Origin of the sequence: Aphanothece sacrum FPU1 (assembly GCF_003864295.1) — a bacterium.
In the GTDB taxonomy this organism is placed as follows: domain Bacteria; phylum Cyanobacteriota; class Cyanobacteriia; order Cyanobacteriales; family Microcystaceae; genus Aphanothece_B; species Aphanothece_B sacrum.
Map to the genome: position 1 here is coordinate 443,068 of NZ_BDQK01000001.1, position 16,397 is coordinate 459,464.

The window sequence follows — 16,397 nt, forward strand, 5'->3', positions numbered from 1 at the left end:
GAATAAACCCGCCCCCTATGACATGATACTCACAAAAAATAAGGATTAACAATGAAAAAATATCTGACTTTTTTAGCATTATTTATCTTAGTCACTTTCGGAACTACCTTTATTGGATGTTCTTATAAAGATAATTTAATCACCGCACAAGAAATTAATTATTTTCGTCAATTTTCTGCTCTTAACTTACCTCAAATAGAACAACAATTTCGCAATCAATGGACACCAAAATTAGAACAAGGATTTCAAGAAAGAGCAAATACAATTATTAACTTTTATGCCAATAGAGATACTTATGGGAATGGTTATGGAGAGAATGAAAAACGTTCTTATCCCCGCGCTATGTTTGATTTTTTAGCAGGTAATCAAGATAAAGCGATCGCCTTTTTACAAAAAGAAGATCCCGAAGCAGATAAACATCAACATACAGATGGCATTGACTATTATTATTGTTTCACATTAAAAGGACAAATTCGTAAATATTTTCTCTATGGAAAATATCTTGATCCTGCTTATAAACAAAGGATGTTTGAAGGAGCAAAAAAATGGACTCAAGAAGACCCCTTAACTCGTCCCCATCCCGTTTATGGGTTAGGCAATGGTGAGGGGAGAGACTGGGATATTAGTCGTAGAGGAAGATGGGTAGATGGACGAAATACAGACAATTTAAGGGCAATGAGAGAGACATCTGTTTACTTGATGGCCGAAGAAACAGGTAATGAGAAAACACGCCAAATTTATAAACAAAAAATTCAAAGATATGTCTGGGCATTATATAATATTGGTATGGGAGAATGGGACTCAGAAGTATATCATGGACATACTTTTGCTTCCTATTTAAACCTCTATGATTTTGCTAAAGATCCCGAAGTCAAACAATTAGCAAAAGCAGCTTTAGATTGGTTTTCTACTGCGGCTGCTATGAAATATTATAGAGGAGGTTGGGGTGGCCCAGTAAAACGAGATTACGGCACAGGAAATGCACCTTTAAATTCATCTTCTGCACGAACTTTTTGGTTATATTTTGACGATACACCTTTATCTAATACTGATCCTGAAGAAGATACTTTATTCTTTATTACCAGTGCCTATCGTCCCCCCTTAGCAGTTATTAATTTAGCCCATAAAAACTTTAATAAACCAGTTGAAGTTTTCAGCAGTAAACCCTTATATGAAAATTGGAAACCAGGAAATGATCAACAACCTGGTTACTGGGAAACACAATTTTTTGGACATACTTATCAGATGGGAAGTTTAGCAGGAACATTCCCAGATGGAGATGTTGCCCCCTTTAAATTAATGGCTTATAATACAGATAGAGGTGTTGATTATTTTGCTGTTAATACAGGGGGAAATATTGTTAGTCCAGGAAAAAAACCAGGAGATGAAATAGGACAATATCAAAATCTCTTGATTTGGTTAACTTTTCCTTCTACTCCTTCCTTTAATTTTCAGATTCCTGACACTGCTAAATTAGAAATTGAACATGATATTTGGTTTATTCATTATGAGAAAACTTGGTTAGCTATTCATCCCATTAATCTCAAAAAATATGAAAAAATTACTGTTAATGATGAGAGAATCAATAAAGCTTACCCCAAAGAAAGATTTTTACACGCTGAAACAACAGGGAATAATTATTCCGGTTTTGCCTTAGAAGTAGGAGAAAAAGAGTCTCATGGTAGTTATGAAAAATTTAAACAAAAAGTTAAACAAAAAAGTTCTCTAAATTTACAACAATTAGACAGAGGAGAAGTTACTTTTAATGGCACAACCGGAAATGTGTTACAATTAACCTATAATTGGCAAAATCTTTTACCTAAAATCCTTCGTAACGGGAAAGTACATGATTGGTTAAAAAATTTATCTCTTTATAACAGTCAAACTAAAGATAAATCACCTATATATTTAGGATATAAAGAAGGTAAATTAAAAATAAAAGGAGGAGGGGATGAATTTATGAATCAAGTTAATAAAATAAATCTAAATAACTAATTGCGGTTCTACCGAACTTGTCATGTAAAATTAATAAATCAATACAGGCTAAAGCCTTATTCTATAAGCACAAAGGCTGTCTACACAGCCTAATTTTAAGCCTGGGTAGCCAGGCTTAGTTCCTATAGCTTAACCCGACCGGGTTTAAGCCTGTAATTTGTAATCCTTTTACATCCTACTAAGTTCGGTAGAACCCTAATTGCTTAGAATCAGTTTTATTATTATCCGTTTCCTTATCTAAAACTCTTTCGACTTGTTGATAAATTGCTTCAGCTTCTTCTAAAGAATTACCAATACAAGTTAGACCCAATTTACCAAATTCTGATAAAGCCCCCATTAAATGAAAGACAGTTCCGGTATTATTACTACTATCAAAATGCAAATGATATTGAGCAATAATATCCATTAAATCGTCAGGCAGTAAACCATTATATTGTTTTTTTTGTAAATTATCAGAAGCAATGTAATATTTTTCTTGATCTTGTTGAGTATGAAATAAACCTGTTTTTTGCTCATAAGTGCCATTTGTTAATAATTTTAGGGTCATAAATGGATGGGTAGTTCCTCCTTTTCTAAGATTAATTTCAATCGCTTGAATTTCCCATCTTTCCTCATTATTATTATGGTTTTTGACTGCCAAAAAATCTACTCCATACCTTTCCATTGCCCCTCGTTTTGCTAAAGCTTCTCCAATTTTTAAGCCTAATTCTTGCAATTGTAATCGATAAGATTTGTCAGCAGGAAAACGACATCCTAAATAAATTTGCTTGTCCGGGCCACCTAAAATTTGATCATGGGTTGATAGAATTTTGACTTCTCCTTTAGGATTAATATAACCTTGAACACTCGGTGATCGCTTTTCTTCTCCTTCAATAAATGCTTCAACAATGACACCTAATTCTGGAATTCTACTAGAAAAATTAGCCCAATTTTCATCTTTTGCTTGGAAACTTAAGAATTCTAAACTTTTTTCTAGAGCAATTATTCTCTCAGTATTATTCGCTTTACCAGGGGCTATATGACTAAGACAACGTAAATCTAAAATGGCATTTCCTTCTCCTGAAAATCCTTCATTTAGTTTAATAACAAGACGTTTTAAATCTGGTTGACGTTCCCATAATTTAGCGATTTCTAATACTAATTGATCAACCGTTTTTAAGAGTAAACTACCATCAGGATGAGGGATATAACATTCTTGAAAAATTTGTCTACTTCCACTCTTAGAACCCCAATAATTTAATTGAGGACTAGAGGCCAATAAAGGAACATCTAAACGGACTGATAATTCTGCTTCAAGAAATGTACCATTAAAACAGACCATATAAGATTTATTAGGCCGTAAAGCGTGACGAATACGTTCAACTAACCGTGGTCTTTCTAATATTTTTTGTGTTAAGGGTTTAAAAGAGTTATCATAAGTTGTTAGGAGAAGTAAGCGATCACGGGCGTGAGAAAAGGGAATTCCTGGTAATAATTGTAAGTAATATTCAATAATAATTGGAGATAAAGGTTGTGCAGTTACATAAATTAATCTGGTTTTGGGGTTGCGTAACCGAATTAAAGAAAATAATAGTCTTTCTTCGTAATGAAGAAAACCTTCAACTTTTTGTCCGACTCGTTGGTCAATACTAAAGGAAGGAATTACTAAAATATCATAACCATCTTGTTCTAAGATATCTACTTCTTTCCAATATTCTCGTAACTTATTTTGTAACTGATTAAACTTCTCTATGGGATCATTAACGAAATAATCTTCAGTTTCCATCGTTTTCAATACCTTTTGTTCTATTATTTCCTATTTTAACGTTAATCGGTACTCATTTTGGGGCTTTTGACACTTTTTTATTTATCAACCTAAAAGATAATATTTGCTCTTTTTTCTAGAGACAATTTTTGGCTGTTTACATTTCATTTTATTAAATCTAGATTTCTTTTTATTTTTGTTTTTTTTGTGAGATTTTAAAACGGATTCAGATGACAAGTTTACAGAAACTAATGGTAATAGCTCAATATTTTTTTCTTCTTTTTCGGTATTTTTACTACTAAAAATATTAATTTCTTCTATTTCCAAAGGTGTCATATTAAGATCGACAATTTCAATTATTTTACCTCCTTTTTGTTGAATCTGTTTTAAAGTTTTGCTAAGATTAGAGTAAGGAACTATTAATGTATAATTACTCTTAGGTGTCTGGTTCTGACTATAAAATCCTATTACTTTAATGGCAAACTTGTGGCTTTTAGTATTACTCATAAGATTGATATAAATGATAGAGAGTTTAGGCGACTAATAGTCTTGAAAATAGTATTATATTGAATTGACAATACTATTATAATTGATAATAAGCAAAATAGGCTGGTTGAAAAAATTAAGATTTCTTAACTAATTAATTGACCCAAGAAAGGAAGAAAAAAGGCTAAAATAATGCTGACACCTAACCCGATCATTGCTTTACCGACATCCTTAATAATTATGGTTCCTGTATCTTTCAAAGAACGATGTTTAAGTCGATGAGCAATGGCAAGTTCTCGTCCTGCTAACAGTCCAATAAATACCCATGTTGTACTCATTGGTACTTTACTATATTCTTTGAAAAATAATAAGATAAATCCATAAATAAAATCAATAATTGTAGCTGATTTAATATTTTGAGTATTGATTTTACTCGTGACAATTTGTTGAATCTCCCCCCCATTTCTATAAAAAATAATAGCATGGAGAGTCAGCATAATTATCAAAGAAAAGAAAAGTAACAATAAATCTAATTTTCTGGGCAAATAAGCAAAGATATTCGCTAAATCTTGAATTAACCATTGACTCCATAAAAAAGTAGTAGAAACCCATTGTAAGATTGTCCAATAAGGTTGATTTTCTGTCTTTGATTGATTGAAAGATTCTTCCTCTATTTTTTCACTAATAAAATAGTATATAAAAATACCAATGATAAAGGCTAATCCATATCCTATTAAGGATTTAGTGAGCATATTGGTTAAATTTTGAGGATTAAATACAGTTAAAATTAAAAAAGTGGTACTAACTGGAATTCCCAGATTAGTTAAACCTAATAAAATTAATGGAGGAACAATATAAATCCAACTAAAAGGATCAGGAATAGGAAAATTTTCTAAACGACCATAAGATACATCTCCATCATAATTTAACCAACCATAAGCAAAAACTGCTGTTAATATTGTACAAGCAAAAAGCCATAATACCCACCAAGGTCGTTGAGAATTAGAACTTAAAAAAGTCCCTAAAGTTTGAATGGCATCATTAGCCACAATGGAATAAGCTGATAACATAAATCCTAGTAACATAAAGGTATAGCTCATTTTTTCAAATACTGACTGATTAACTAATTTATTAATATTTCTATTATAGCTAATTATAAGGTATAATAACCGTATCAATAATTGATAATTAACTACTTAAATAAATGACCTTTCGTAATCCTAAGCCTACGGTTGATATTATAATTGAACTCATCGACCAACCCCATCGACCTATTATTCTTATTGAACGAAAAAATACTCCTTATGGTTGGGCTTTACCAGGAGGCTTTATTGAGTATGGAGAAACGGTAGAAAATGCTGCTCGTCGAGAAGCAAAAGAAGAAATAACTTTATCAGTAGAATTAATTGAACAATTTCATGTCTATTCTAATCCTGAGAGAGATCCCCGTCAACATACCTTAAGTATTGTTTTTATTGCTAGGGCTAAAGGACGACCTCAAGCGGCTGATGATGCTAAAAATGTTAGGGTTTTTGCTCTTTGGGAACTGCCTACAGATCTTTGTTTTGATCATGATAAAATTCTCAAAGATTATCAAAATTATCGTTATCATGGATTACGTCCTCGTTTATTAGACTAATGTTTTATTTAGGTATTGATTTTGGAACTTCTGGTGCAAGAGCTATTGTTATTGATGAAAATGAAAGCATTCAAACAAAAATTAATTGTACTTTTGAGACAGTTAATGAAGATAAATTAGCCTCTAATTGGCAAAATATTCTTTATACTATTCTGGGGAAAATTCCCTTAATAATATGTCAAGAAATTCGGGCTATTGCTATTAATGGAACTTCTTCCACTGTCTTACTTTGCAATGCTCAAGGAATGCCAATTGTTACGCCTCTTTGGTATGATGATATTAGAGGTAAAGAATATTTAAAAAATATCCAAGAAATTGCTCCAGATAATCACATTGTTTGTAGTGCTAGTTCAAGTTTAGCAAAACTTTTTTGGTGGTATAATAATGTTGATTGTAAAGAAGCTACTTTTTTCTTACATCAAGCAGATTGGTTAGGATCTTTATTACATGGAAAATTAGGAATTAGTGATTATCATAATGCTTTAAAATTAGGCTATGATGTAAATAAATTGAATTATCCTAATTGGTTAACCGTGTTACCTTTTTATACAATTTTACCTCAAATTTTACCCCCAGGAACACCAGTAGAGAGCGTTACACTAGATATTGCTGAACAGTTTAATTTAAGAAAAGATTGTCAAGTTTGTACAGGGACAACTGATAGTATTGCTGCTTTTTTAGCTAGTGGAGTTAAACACCCAGGAGAAGGGGTAACTTCATTGGGTTCTACTCTGGTTTTAAAGTTACTAAGTCAAACCTCTGTTAATGAGTTCAAATCAGGAATTTATAGTCATAGATTAGGTGATTTATGGCTAACCGGTGGAGCATCTAATACAGGAGGGGCAGTTTTGCGTCACTTTTTTACTAATAAAGAATTAGAAATATATAGTAATCAAATTATTACAGATAAACCCTCTAATTTAGATTATTATCCCTTGTTAAAACCTGGAGAAAGATTTCCTATTAATGATCCTCAACTTCTACCAAAAATAAACCCAAAACCCGATAATAAAGTTAAATTTTTACAGGGTTTATTAGAAAGTATGGCTAAAATTGAAGCATTAGGTTATCAAAAGTTACAAGAGTTAGGAGCAACCCCTCTAACTCAAGTTTATACGGCAGGAGGAGGAGCAAAAAATAAGACTTGGCAAAAAATTAGAGAACGATTTATTAAGGTTCCTGTGAGTATTTCTCCTCAAACTGAAGCTGCTTATGGAACTGCATTATTAGCTAAAAGAAGCCATATAAACTTAGAATAGATAAGTAGGGCGATGCACTGCCCACCTTACGTTTGTTTATGATTGATTACATACTAAGAAAAAGAATGACAAACATATCCAAACGCATTATAATAAGTACCGAAGCAAAATTAATTCACAGCCTCCGGCTGGTTTTGATATAGTCGTAATGCTTGAGTAATAGGGGGCGGGTTTATCTAGTTTTTTGTGATTAATTTTGTCTATGTACTTAGAATAAGTCAAATAATTTTGTTAATTAGCTCAATAAGATGAATATTACTAATCCTTGGATTATCGGCACAAGTGTAAATATAATTTTAATAGTAGTTGCTTTTATTTCGCCCAAAAAACTACTTACTCCGACAGGATATTTCCATGCACTTCTATTAGGAATTATAGTGTGGGGAACATTAGGTTGGCGAGGGTATACTGTAGTGATGTTTTACTTTTTAGTAGGTTCAGGTGTTACCCGTATTGGGATGGAGCAAAAAGAAGCGGCAGGTATTGCAGAAAAGAGATCAGGGATGCGAGGGCCAGAAAATGTCTGGGGTTCAGCTTTAATTGCTACAATATGTGCTATTGCGACTTTATTTGTTGATTCTCCTTGGCAAGAATGGTTAATTTTGGGATATGTAGCCAGTTTTAGTACAAAACTTTCTGATACTACTGCTTCTGAGGTAGGAAAAGCTTACGGAAAAAGCACTTTTCTCATCACTACTTTACAACCCGTGGTTCGAGGAACAGAAGGGGCCGTGAGTTTAGAAGGAACCCTCGCGGGAATGGTAGCATCAGGCGCGATCGCCGTGTTAGGATGGGGTATCGGGTTAATTAATTTAATGGGTATTTTGTGGTGTATTGTAGCAGCTTTTATTGCCACTAATTTAGAAAGTGTAATCGGGGCTACGTTACAATCTAAATGGGAATGGATGACCAATGAAGTTGTCAATATTATTAATACTTTTATTGGGGCAATTGTGGCTATTTTGATTGTTTGGATTTGGCAGTAAAAAATATTTTATACAAGGTTCCAGTTCCTAAATAGATATCTAATTTCTTTAAGTTCTTTTGTCAAAATATTGAGAAGTTTCATAAATTTTATGGTTCTAGCGAACAAACTATGCTAAATTAATAATGAATAAAAGGCTAAAGCCTTATCCTATAGAAACAAAGTCCGACGAGCGCGGACAGCCATTATAGGTTGCGTAGGCAATCTTTGTTTGTATAACTTAACTCTGAGCGAGTTAAAGTCTATAATCGATAAGATAAACTGAAAAATTTAAAAATATAGGGGTCAACGGCCGTTGACCCCTACAAAGGAGAAAAATTTCTGTTAAACTGTAACAGCTTGAGCTAGATAGCCCATTGTTTCGAGTTTGTGCCAAATTTTGTTAACACTTTCCTCAAGAGTTTCGAGATCAGTACGACACTCAACTTCGGGGTCTAAAGGGGGTTCATAAGGGTCATCAATGCCTGTAAAAGACTTAATTTCCCCAGCCCGGGCCCGTTTATAGAGTCCCTTGACATCCCGACCTTCACAAACTGCTAAGGGCGCATTAACGAAAACTTCGACAAAATTGCCAATTTTTCCCCTGACTTCTTCCCGAATCTCCCGATAAGGAGAAATGGCAGAAACTAGGACAATGACACCATTACGGGTTAATAGATTCGCTACAAAGCCAATACGACGAATATTTTCGTCCCTATCTTCTTTACTAAACCCTAATCCTTTGGTTAGATTTGTCCGTACGATGTCTCCATCTAAGACTTCTAGGGAATAGTTACCCTCTCGTAATTTTTGTTCTAAGGCCTCGGTAATGGTAGTTTTGCCTGCCCCACTCAATCCAGTTAACCAAATAGTTACGCCACTTTGCTTCATGTTAATTTAGGTAATTTATACTTCATGAATCTAAACAATTATTTAGAGAGTAGCCTGAATTGGTACGAATGACAAGAGCAATAGGTGCAGGTTTTTAACTAATATTTATAATACCAATTTCCTAAACCTAAGCTACACATCAATAGTAGGGGTCAACGGCCGTTGACCCCTACTATGCTGCAACTACTCTTTCACCCATGACGAGGACAAGTTTCTAAATCCTCTGTTACCGGAGATTGAGGATTTAAGCCTATCCATGCCTCAATTTGGGGGATATCAAACCCTACTTGACAAGTTTCTCCTACTTGAATCAGAGGACGACGAATTAACAAAGGATCAGCTATCATTAATTCTAAAGCCTGAGCCTCATCTAACTGTTCAGGAACCACCTCTTCTGATTTAATACGAGGAGAAGTACTGTTAAACCAAGCGGTAACAGGCAAATTGCCAAAAAACGGACGCAAGGTTTCCGGTGTCCAAGCAGTAGTTAAAAGGCTGTGGGCCTCTAAATTATGACCGGCCGCTTGCAGTAGATTTCTTTGTTTGGTGTTATTAATACACCCTGGTTTTTCGTAGAAAATAACTTTAGCCATAAGAAGTCCCACAATTATACAGTAATCTACTTAAACAGATCAGTCAATAACAAGCAAAAGCCCAATAATACTTTTTAGCTATAAAATTCTCCAGAGTTGAATCTTCTTTGCTTAGGGTTATTGTCATGGTTTTATTTTTGGTTCTACCAAACTTAGTAGGATGTAAAACGATTACAAATTACAGGCTTAAACCCGGTCGGGTTAAGCTATAGGAAGTAAGCCTGACTACCCAGGCTTAAAATTAGGCTATGTAGACAGCCTTTGTGCTTATAGAATAAGGCTTTAGCCTGTATTGATTTATTAATTTTACATGACAAGTTCGGTAGAACCTTATTTTTTCACTCAACCATTACAATCTATCAAAAACCGTCCTGACTGCGGGAAATAATGTGTTCAAGAACTACAAGAATTATCATTACAATAATGATCGCGAATCAGATTATCAATACTTTTAGGATTCGGTTTGCTGTGTCTTGCTTTCCCTGGCATTAAGATTAAATTAGGGGCCTTGCTACAACGTTTTTGACAGCTAGTTTTTTCAATGGTGACATGATCACTTAAACCTAACTGACCGAGAGTTTTTTCTAGGATTTGATGAAGTTCTTTGCCCCCATGATTAGCACAATCTGATTTATTACATAAGAGAATTTTGCCTTTTTTCCTGCCACTTCCCGACACAGTTGAGGAAGGCGCAGAATTAGTTAAAGTTTCCGAAGTTTTACAAGAAAGATTACAACTTAAACGATTGACTTGATAGGCCTTGAGTTTTAGCTTAGTAAAACTACTATTAAATTGTTGTTGTCCTGAAATAGAAATCCAATCTCCAGCAGCTAATCCGAAAGTGCCACTGTGACGCAATCCTTTATCTAATTTAACTTGTAATTCTCGTTCTCCAATGGCTAAACGTATTGATTTAAAGTGACCATCGGATTTACTAATAAACCCTAAAAATTGTCCTTCGAGTTGAAAAGGTGAGGTGTGAGCATGAAATGAATCCATGACTAATTCTCCTTAAGTTTAGAGTGAAAGGGTTAAGCTAAAACCCATTTTAAAGGCGTTTTAGCAAGACAAAACGAAATAAAAGGCAAAAGGGAACACCAAATATATCTTTTTTATTTGACTTAACCAATACCCATTTCAAATCCAAGAAAGGTTAGAGTAGGGGTTTAATATTATTAAGCCCCAAAGAGTTGAAACCTAGTCGGAAATCTTAGGGTTTAATACCATTAAACCCCTACAAAAATTAATCAGGAAGTTTTGTCGCTTCAAAAGTTTGAGGCAATTTGCTATCATCAGTAAAATCAGCAAAAGATAATTGCCAACCATTGGCTAAGGTTAAAATCTTTTCTCCTGTCTCTCCTACCTTTTGATCAGTAACGACTTCTTCTAAGTCTTTTTTCGGCACATAAACCGATAACTCACCCGTGCCATTTTTCCGTAACATAACTTTCATCTTTTAGCTCCTATATTTTACAATTAGTTAACTTCTGAGGTTTGGAGTTCGAGTTCTAGATCATCAGGAATTGGTTCTTCTGCTAATAGTAATTCCTTGCGGCGACAACCTACCACACAGCCATTTTCTAGGAAATGGACGGCATAGATATAGTAACTTTGCAGATAAGTTCCAATGCCCACAATGTAGCCAATATCTCCCTTTTTCGCTAGGGTTTCCCCTATTTCTTTACCAGGAAATGTGCCATCATTACGAATCATTTTACGCAGCCGCACTTTTTGTTCAATTTCAAAAGCGGGGGGATCGTTAATTTCAATTTCGCCAGGGTTATATAATCCCATGAGACATTCTCCTATTAGGTACTAAATCTATTAATTCATCTACGGTAAGACTACGTTTCATCTGTACAGATAAATTTCGTACCGCATCGAGAACTGTTTGCGCTTCTTCACTATTTAAAGTGATACCTTTTTGTTTGAGTACATTCGTTAGTAAATGTCGTCCCGAATGTTTACCTACTAATAAACGTCTTTCGCAACCCACCTCCTCTGGTGCAAATGGTTCATATGTTGCAGGATTTTGTAAGACTCCGTGAGCATGAATACCAGATTCATGAGCAAAGGCATTATCTCCAACGATCGCTTTCCAAGGGGGTAAGGTCACTCCGGATGCTTGATTGACTAATTGAGATAATTCTCGTAAACGACGAGTATTAATGGTTAAATCAACACTATACAACCGTTTTAGAGCCATAATCACCTCCTCCAATGGAGCATTACCCGCTCTTTCTCCTAACCCGTTAACCGTAGTGTTAACAGAAGTCGCACCCGCTTGTAAACCGGCCAACGCATTCGCTGTAGCTAATCCGAAGTCATTATGAGTGTGCATTTCTACAGGAATCGACAAAGCTGCGACTAACAGACTCACTTTATGAGTAGTGGTAGCCGGATCTAAAATGCCGACGGTATCACAGAAGCGAAAACGAGATGCACCCCAATCTTGGGAAGAAAGAGCTACATCGAGCAAGAAAGACTCATCAGCACGAGAGGAGTCTTCTGCTCCAACAGACACGAAAAGTCCTTGATCTAAGGCAAAATTGACCGTATCCCGTAGACGATTAAAGACTAGGGTACAATTACCTTGAAACTTTGCGTTAATTTGGATAGAAGATACAGGAATGGAGATATGAACCCGTTTTAGTCCACAAGCGATCGAAGCCTCGATATCTGAGCGTACTGCCCGATTCCAGCCTAAAAGAGCCGCTTTTAAGCCCTTATTAGCAATGGCGGTGATGGCATCTGCTTCTGTACCTCCCATAGCCGGAATTCCTACTTCTAGCTCAGGAATACCAATGACATCCATTAATTGAGCTAGGGCGATTTTTTCGGCGGGAGAAAAAGCAATCCCGGCCGCTTGCTCTCCATCTCGCAATGTTGTATCATTAATGTGTATATTGTGCATGGCTTGAATTCCTGATGATCGACAGCTAGGTTAGGGAAATTGGTATTGAATTTGAGCATCTAACCAATCCCAAATCCGTTGGAGTTGTCCTCTGGTGATTAAGCCATATTGCCACAAGAGCATGGGAATAGGGTCACTCGGTTGGTGTTGATTGTTCAGCGCAACCGCTAAGTCGTCTCTTGAAAGATCTAATTCTTGTTGTAAGAATTGACTGAATTCCTTGGAAATAAAATGATGTTCCATGACAGCACTGGGGTTCAATTTTTCGGGATTTCGGGAAACCTTAACGATTCCAAGAACAAATCCCGTAAGAAGCTTTTATGATGCTTAGGGGGATAGAGGGAATAATTAATCTAGCGTCAACCTTAAGACAAGTCTCTTACTTGTTCAAGCTAGACACTTAATCGACAAATCTTGTAGACTTGTTGTATACTTTTAATCAGGATAAGATTCAGTAGACGGGCAATCATTAGTTTCCCAACAACGTTGCAACCAGTCTAGTAATTCTTGACGAGTGGCCATCGCTTGATAAACTGCGCTACGCAGCAGAATGGCATTGATACCATGTTCGATTTCTACCCATAATGATCCGTCATTAGGACACCAACAAGGGATCATTAATTCTTGAAGACGATGGTGAATCAACCAGCGATCGCAGCGAGAAATATTCGCAACTTGACTGAGTAAAGCATCGGGACTAGAAGGTGTCATCATGATTGTAAGGGAGGGTCAAGGTAGGTTTTGTATCTTTTGTTCCAATTGTTCAATTCGGTCTAATAAGGTACGAATGATTTGGGCCTCCACATCCGGTAATTTGCCGTGTTCTAAGGGGCAACCGCGACCACTACGGGAAATAATACGACCGGGTACTCCTACGACGGTGCAATCACTGGGAACACTGCGCAAAACGATTGATCCTGCACCAATACGAACATGATTGCCAATTTCAATATTGCCTAAGACTTTGGCCCCGGCCCCGACAATAACATGATCTCCTAGAGTGGGATGGCGTTTACCGAGTTCTTTTCCGGTGCCACCAAGGGTCACATTTTGATAAATTAAACAATAATCTCCCAAAATAGCCGTTTCACCAATGACTACTCCCATACCGTGATCGATAAACACCCCTTGACCAATGGTGGCCCCAGGATGAATTTCAATTCCGGTGATAAATCGTCCTAAATGGGAGAAAAAGCGAGGAATAAAGGGTATTTGCTGTTTCCATAGCCAATGGGATAAGCGATGGAGAGTTAAGGCGTGTAATCCTGGATAAAAGCATAATACTTCTAGCCAGTTACGAGCGGCCGGATCTCGTTGAAAAATAACTTGAAAGTCTTTCAGGAGGGTTTGCACGGGAGAGACACGAGAACATGGTGGAATCTCCAAAGAACAAGTCGAGGAGTCGTTATGACCCCTTTGATACCCTAAACGACCTTCTCTGACGGGAATGGATCCAAACATTAAATTCCGTGATTCTACATAAACTTAGTTGTTATGCTTATACCAAGTGTGCCTGACTCTCCCTCGATCTCGGTCACGGGTCAAGTTTATTAAACTTATAATGGGGGTACTCAAAACAAGAAAACCCATATTGATTAAGCATTTAAGTCATGTGAAAAGTTTTTTTTGGGACGGGGTACGATTATTTTATAGATGGGGTTACAGTATTTATAGGTCAGGGCATCTGTATTTATGCACTCAGGGTCAATCCCTTTCAGGAGAAGGGTTTGAGGCTAATCAGACCTGGATTTATGCCCGTTGGCCAAGGAACTCATTACCCTTCGATTGTATAAGGGCTAAAACTCTGACTAGAAAAGGCTTTTAAGGTTTTTTATTCCTCAATTTGAGACCCTGTTGAGTGTTAACAAAAGTGCCAAAAAGAAAATGTTACATTGGATACAGAATTGAATTCCGTGACAGCACTGGGGAAGTTAAAAAAGCTTACTCCAGTTTTTTTTGGAACGGCTTGGGAGTTGGGTTTGGGGTGATGGGGTTTGGGGTGATGGGTGATGGGGTGATGGGTGATGGGTGATGAGAAACTTGTTAGATGAGTGCAAAGAATGTGTCGAGTAAAATCTACGAATAATCACTTAGAAGCCTTAGTTGGTCTAGCTTTGCTTTTGAGTCCACAAATACAGGACTCCTTATGTAGAAATACATAACCCTCCTCTTTAAAATACTAGACCCCCATCCTCAAAAAAAAAATTTGATAGTTGCGATAAAAGACAGAGTAAGGACTTCACTATTTGAATACTCCCTAATAAGTTTAATGAATCTGAACTCACCCCCCATGACCCAAAGCCAAAAAGTGGGGGTGCTATAACGATAGTAACGCCGAAGACAAATAGTCCATTGTTTATCCCCTTGCGATTTCTAAAAGCAAGTGACCGAACTTTCCATAAGTCACGCTGATAGTCACCCTCTAACTTCACGGAATTCAATGCTACAAACAACCGGTCTAATTAAATCCGACTCATCAACGGCTACAACAGTAACCCCGAAGACTACCCCTTGTGCGCCAAAAGCGACTGGTGGATGTGGTAGCACTTCTTCGAGTCCCCAAGTTCTAGATGAAAGAATTGCCGAACGCATTGCCAAACACCCCTGTTATAGTGAAGATGCACACCACCACTATGCACGGATGCACGTTGCAGTAGCACCCGCTTGTAACATTCAATGTAACTATTGTAACCGTAAATACGACTGTGCGAACGAAAGCCGTCCTGGAGTTGTCAGTGAAGTGCTGACCCCCGAAGAAGCTGCACACAAAGCCTTAGTCATTGCTGGAAAGATTCCCCAAATGACAGTTTTAGGGATTGCGGGTCCTGGTGATCCTTTAGCGAACCCCACACAAACTTTCCGTACCTTTGAATTAGTTGCCGAGAAAGCCCCAGATATTAAACTCTGCTTATCGAGTAATGGATTGATGTTAACCGAATACATCGATCGCATTAAAGAACTCAACGTCGATCACGTTACCCTAACGATTAATATGATCGACCCAGAAATCGGTGAAAAAATCTATCCTTGGGTACGTTATAACCGTAAACGCTACAAAGGCATCGAAGGAGTTAACATTCTCCACGAGAAACAAATGGAAGCCCTTGATGCACTGCGAGAAGCAGATGTCTTGTGCAAAGTTAACTCTGTAATGATCCCCGGCATTAATGACGAACACTTAATAGAAGTTAACGAAGTGATTCGTTCAAAAGGTGCTTTCCTGCACAATATTATGCCCCTGATCTCCGCCCCTGAACATGGAACCCACTTCGGGTTAACCGGACAAAGAGGCCCGACCCCCAAAGAACTGAAAGCTGTACAAGACGGTTGTTCTGGCAACATGAAAATGATGCGCCACTGTCGTCAATGTCGGGCTGATGCGGTAGGATTATTAGGAGAAGATCGTTCTCAGGAATTCACTAAAGATAAATTCCTAGAAATGACTCCCGAATACGATATCGAGAAACGTCAAGAAGTCCACGCCAATATTGAAAAATTCACGGCGGAAGTAAAAGCAACACAGGCTAAACGCACTAGCACCAAACCCGTTAAAGAAGCACCGAAAATTCTGTTAGCGGTTGCGACAAAAGGAAATCGTTTAGTTAACCAACACTTCGGACACGCTAAAGAATTTCAAATCTTTGAAGTCGATGGCACTAATGTTAAATTTGTGGCACACCGCAAAGTTGATCTTTATTGTCAAAGTGGTTACGGAGAAGAAGCGACCCTAGAAAACATCATTAAAGCTATCTCCGATTGTCAAGGAGTCCTTGCTGCTAAAATTGGCAACTGTCCTCAAGAAGAATTACGCAAAGCCGGGGTAGAACCCTTTGAAGCTTACGATGTCATTGATAAAGTTGCTCTCGACTTCTATCAACAATACCAGCAAAAGCAGTCCGTAGGAGTTTAATT

Annotated in this window: 18 protein-coding genes; 6 read left to right on the forward strand and 12 right to left on the reverse strand. The window is 36.8% G+C overall.

What is annotated here, in order from left to right; genetic code table 11:
• Window positions 1-51: 51 nt before the first annotated feature.
• Complete coding sequence (locus tag AsFPU1_RS02055; protein WP_124973221.1) at window positions 52-1,995, forward strand: hypothetical protein; 1,944 nt, start codon at window positions 52-54, stop codon at window positions 1,993-1,995.
• 178 nt (window positions 1,996-2,173) lie between these two features.
• Here the strand turns inward: AsFPU1_RS02055 and AsFPU1_RS02060 are convergent, their stop codons facing one another.
• The 3 genes from AsFPU1_RS02060 to AsFPU1_RS02070 form a co-directional block, all read right to left on the reverse strand.
• Window positions 2,174-3,760, reverse strand: a complete 1,587-nt coding sequence (locus AsFPU1_RS02060) for a peptide ligase PGM1-related protein (protein ID WP_125061028.1) — start codon at window positions 3,758-3,760, stop codon at window positions 2,174-2,176.
• A gap of 84 nt (window positions 3,761-3,844) precedes the next feature.
• Window positions 3,845-4,246 carry a rod-capping linker protein CpcD domain-containing protein gene (locus AsFPU1_RS02065; RefSeq protein ID WP_124976523.1) on the reverse strand — a complete coding sequence of 134 codons (402 nt, stop codon included), beginning with the start codon at window positions 4,244-4,246 and terminating at the stop codon, window positions 3,845-3,847.
• 125 nt (window positions 4,247-4,371) lie between these two features.
• Window positions 4,372-5,325, reverse strand: coding sequence for a hypothetical protein (locus tag AsFPU1_RS02070; RefSeq protein ID WP_124976521.1), 954 nt, complete (start codon window positions 5,323-5,325; stop codon window positions 4,372-4,374).
• 104 nt (window positions 5,326-5,429) lie between these two features.
• On the opposite strand from AsFPU1_RS02070, the gene AsFPU1_RS02075 reads away from it, so the two are divergent.
• From AsFPU1_RS02075 to AsFPU1_RS02085, 3 genes are all read left to right on the forward strand, one after another.
• A complete protein-coding gene (locus tag AsFPU1_RS02075; RefSeq protein WP_124976519.1) occupies window positions 5,430-5,864 on the forward strand; it encodes an NUDIX domain-containing protein in 435 nt (144 codons plus the stop codon).
• Window positions 5,864-7,123: an FGGY-family carbohydrate kinase gene (locus tag AsFPU1_RS02080; protein WP_124976517.1), complete on the forward strand. Its 1,260-nt coding sequence runs from the start codon at window positions 5,864-5,866 to the stop codon at window positions 7,121-7,123. The genes AsFPU1_RS02075 and AsFPU1_RS02080 overlap by 1 nt, the downstream gene beginning before the upstream one ends.
• Before the next feature lie 248 nt (window positions 7,124-7,371).
• The gene (locus AsFPU1_RS02085) at window positions 7,372-8,109 is read left to right on the forward strand and encodes a TIGR00297 family protein (protein ID WP_124976515.1); all 738 of its coding nucleotides are present in this window, start codon (window positions 7,372-7,374) and stop codon (window positions 8,107-8,109) included.
• Between the two features lie 323 nt (window positions 8,110-8,432).
• Here the strand turns inward: AsFPU1_RS02085 and cysC are convergent, their stop codons facing one another.
• From cysC to cysE, 9 genes are all read right to left on the reverse strand, one after another.
• Window positions 8,433-8,978 (reverse strand): adenylyl-sulfate kinase, encoded by a 546-nt coding sequence (gene cysC, locus AsFPU1_RS02090; protein WP_124976513.1) that lies wholly within the window; start codon window positions 8,976-8,978, stop codon window positions 8,433-8,435.
• A gap of 191 nt (window positions 8,979-9,169) precedes the next feature.
• Entirely contained in the window at window positions 9,170-9,571 is a 402-nt protein-coding gene (locus tag AsFPU1_RS02095) for an ArsC/Spx/MgsR family protein (protein ID WP_124976511.1), read from the reverse strand.
• A 393-nt stretch (window positions 9,572-9,964) separates the two neighbouring features.
• On the reverse strand, window positions 9,965-10,570 hold the full coding sequence (locus AsFPU1_RS02100) for a (2Fe-2S) ferredoxin domain-containing protein (RefSeq protein ID WP_124976509.1): 606 nt from the start codon (window positions 10,568-10,570) through the stop codon (window positions 9,965-9,967).
• Between the two features lie 244 nt (window positions 10,571-10,814).
• Window positions 10,815-11,024 carry a putative nitrogen fixation protein NifT gene (gene nifT / locus AsFPU1_RS02105; RefSeq protein ID WP_124976507.1) on the reverse strand — a complete coding sequence of 70 codons (210 nt, stop codon included), beginning with the start codon at window positions 11,022-11,024 and terminating at the stop codon, window positions 10,815-10,817.
• 23 nt (window positions 11,025-11,047) lie between these two features.
• Window positions 11,048-11,365 carry a nitrogen fixation protein NifZ gene (locus AsFPU1_RS02110; RefSeq protein ID WP_124976505.1) on the reverse strand — a complete coding sequence of 106 codons (318 nt, stop codon included), beginning with the start codon at window positions 11,363-11,365 and terminating at the stop codon, window positions 11,048-11,050.
• The gene (gene nifV, locus AsFPU1_RS02115) at window positions 11,352-12,485 is read right to left on the reverse strand and encodes a homocitrate synthase (RefSeq protein ID WP_124976503.1); all 1,134 of its coding nucleotides are present in this window, start codon (window positions 12,483-12,485) and stop codon (window positions 11,352-11,354) included. Before nifV ends, AsFPU1_RS02110 begins: the two co-directional genes overlap by 14 nt.
• 30 nt (window positions 12,486-12,515) lie before the next feature.
• A complete protein-coding gene (locus AsFPU1_RS02120) occupies window positions 12,516-12,728 on the reverse strand; it encodes a DUF2949 domain-containing protein (RefSeq protein ID WP_124976527.1) in 213 nt (70 codons plus the stop codon).
• Window positions 12,729-12,920: 192 nt separating this feature from the next.
• A complete protein-coding gene (locus tag AsFPU1_RS02125) occupies window positions 12,921-13,199 on the reverse strand; it encodes an Asr1405/Asl0597 family protein (protein ID WP_124976500.1) in 279 nt (92 codons plus the stop codon).
• Between the two features lie 15 nt (window positions 13,200-13,214).
• Window positions 13,215-13,946, reverse strand: a complete 732-nt coding sequence (gene cysE / locus AsFPU1_RS02130; RefSeq protein WP_124976498.1) for a serine O-acetyltransferase — start codon at window positions 13,944-13,946, stop codon at window positions 13,215-13,217.
• Window positions 13,947-14,355: 409 nt separating this feature from the next.
• On the opposite strand from cysE, the gene AsFPU1_RS22410 reads away from it, so the two are divergent.
• A complete protein-coding gene (locus tag AsFPU1_RS22410; RefSeq protein WP_172957545.1) occupies window positions 14,356-14,517 on the forward strand; it encodes a hypothetical protein in 162 nt (53 codons plus the stop codon).
• A gap of 408 nt (window positions 14,518-14,925) precedes the next feature.
• Complete coding sequence (gene nifB / locus AsFPU1_RS02135; protein ID WP_124976496.1) at window positions 14,926-16,395, forward strand: nitrogenase cofactor biosynthesis protein NifB; 1,470 nt, start codon at window positions 14,926-14,928, stop codon at window positions 16,393-16,395.
• Window positions 16,396-16,397 lie beyond the last annotated feature (2 nt).

Bases quoted from the DNA above. Each gene is read 5' to 3' on its own strand.
- AsFPU1_RS02060 (WP_125061028.1), bottom strand. From the start codon at position 3,760: ATGGAAACTGAAGATTATTTCGTTAATGATCCCATAGAGAAGTTTAAT.
- nifT (WP_124976507.1), bottom strand. From the start codon at position 11,024: ATGAAAGTTATGTTACGGAAAAATGGCACGGGTGAGTTATCGGTTTAT.
- AsFPU1_RS02085 (WP_124976515.1), top strand. From the start codon at position 7,372: ATGAATATTACTAATCCTTGGATTATCGGCACAAGTGTAAATATAATT.
- AsFPU1_RS02080 (WP_124976517.1), top strand. From the start codon at position 5,864: ATGTTTTATTTAGGTATTGATTTTGGAACTTCTGGTGCAAGAGCTATT.
- nifV (WP_124976503.1), bottom strand. From the start codon at position 12,485: ATGCACAATATACACATTAATGATACAACATTGCGAGATGGAGAGCAA.
- AsFPU1_RS02075 (WP_124976519.1), top strand. From the start codon at position 5,430: ATGACCTTTCGTAATCCTAAGCCTACGGTTGATATTATAATTGAACTC.
- AsFPU1_RS02065 (WP_124976523.1), bottom strand. From the start codon at position 4,246: ATGAGTAATACTAAAAGCCACAAGTTTGCCATTAAAGTAATAGGATTT.
- cysC (WP_124976513.1), bottom strand. From the start codon at position 8,978: ATGAAGCAAAGTGGCGTAACTATTTGGTTAACTGGATTGAGTGGGGCA.
- AsFPU1_RS02070 (WP_124976521.1), bottom strand. From the start codon at position 5,325: ATGAGCTATACCTTTATGTTACTAGGATTTATGTTATCAGCTTATTCC.
- AsFPU1_RS02095 (WP_124976511.1), bottom strand. From the start codon at position 9,571: ATGGCTAAAGTTATTTTCTACGAAAAACCAGGGTGTATTAATAACACC.
- AsFPU1_RS02100 (WP_124976509.1), bottom strand. From the start codon at position 10,570: ATGGATTCATTTCATGCTCACACCTCACCTTTTCAACTCGAAGGACAA.
- nifB (WP_124976496.1), top strand. From the start codon at position 14,926: ATGCTACAAACAACCGGTCTAATTAAATCCGACTCATCAACGGCTACA.
- AsFPU1_RS02120 (WP_124976527.1), bottom strand. From the start codon at position 12,728: ATGGAACATCATTTTATTTCCAAGGAATTCAGTCAATTCTTACAACAA.
- AsFPU1_RS02055 (WP_124973221.1), top strand. From the start codon at position 52: ATGAAAAAATATCTGACTTTTTTAGCATTATTTATCTTAGTCACTTTC.
- AsFPU1_RS02110 (WP_124976505.1), bottom strand. From the start codon at position 11,365: ATGGGATTATATAACCCTGGCGAAATTGAAATTAACGATCCCCCCGCT.
- AsFPU1_RS02125 (WP_124976500.1), bottom strand. From the start codon at position 13,199: ATGATGACACCTTCTAGTCCCGATGCTTTACTCAGTCAAGTTGCGAAT.
- cysE (WP_124976498.1), bottom strand. From the start codon at position 13,946: ATGTTTGGATCCATTCCCGTCAGAGAAGGTCGTTTAGGGTATCAAAGG.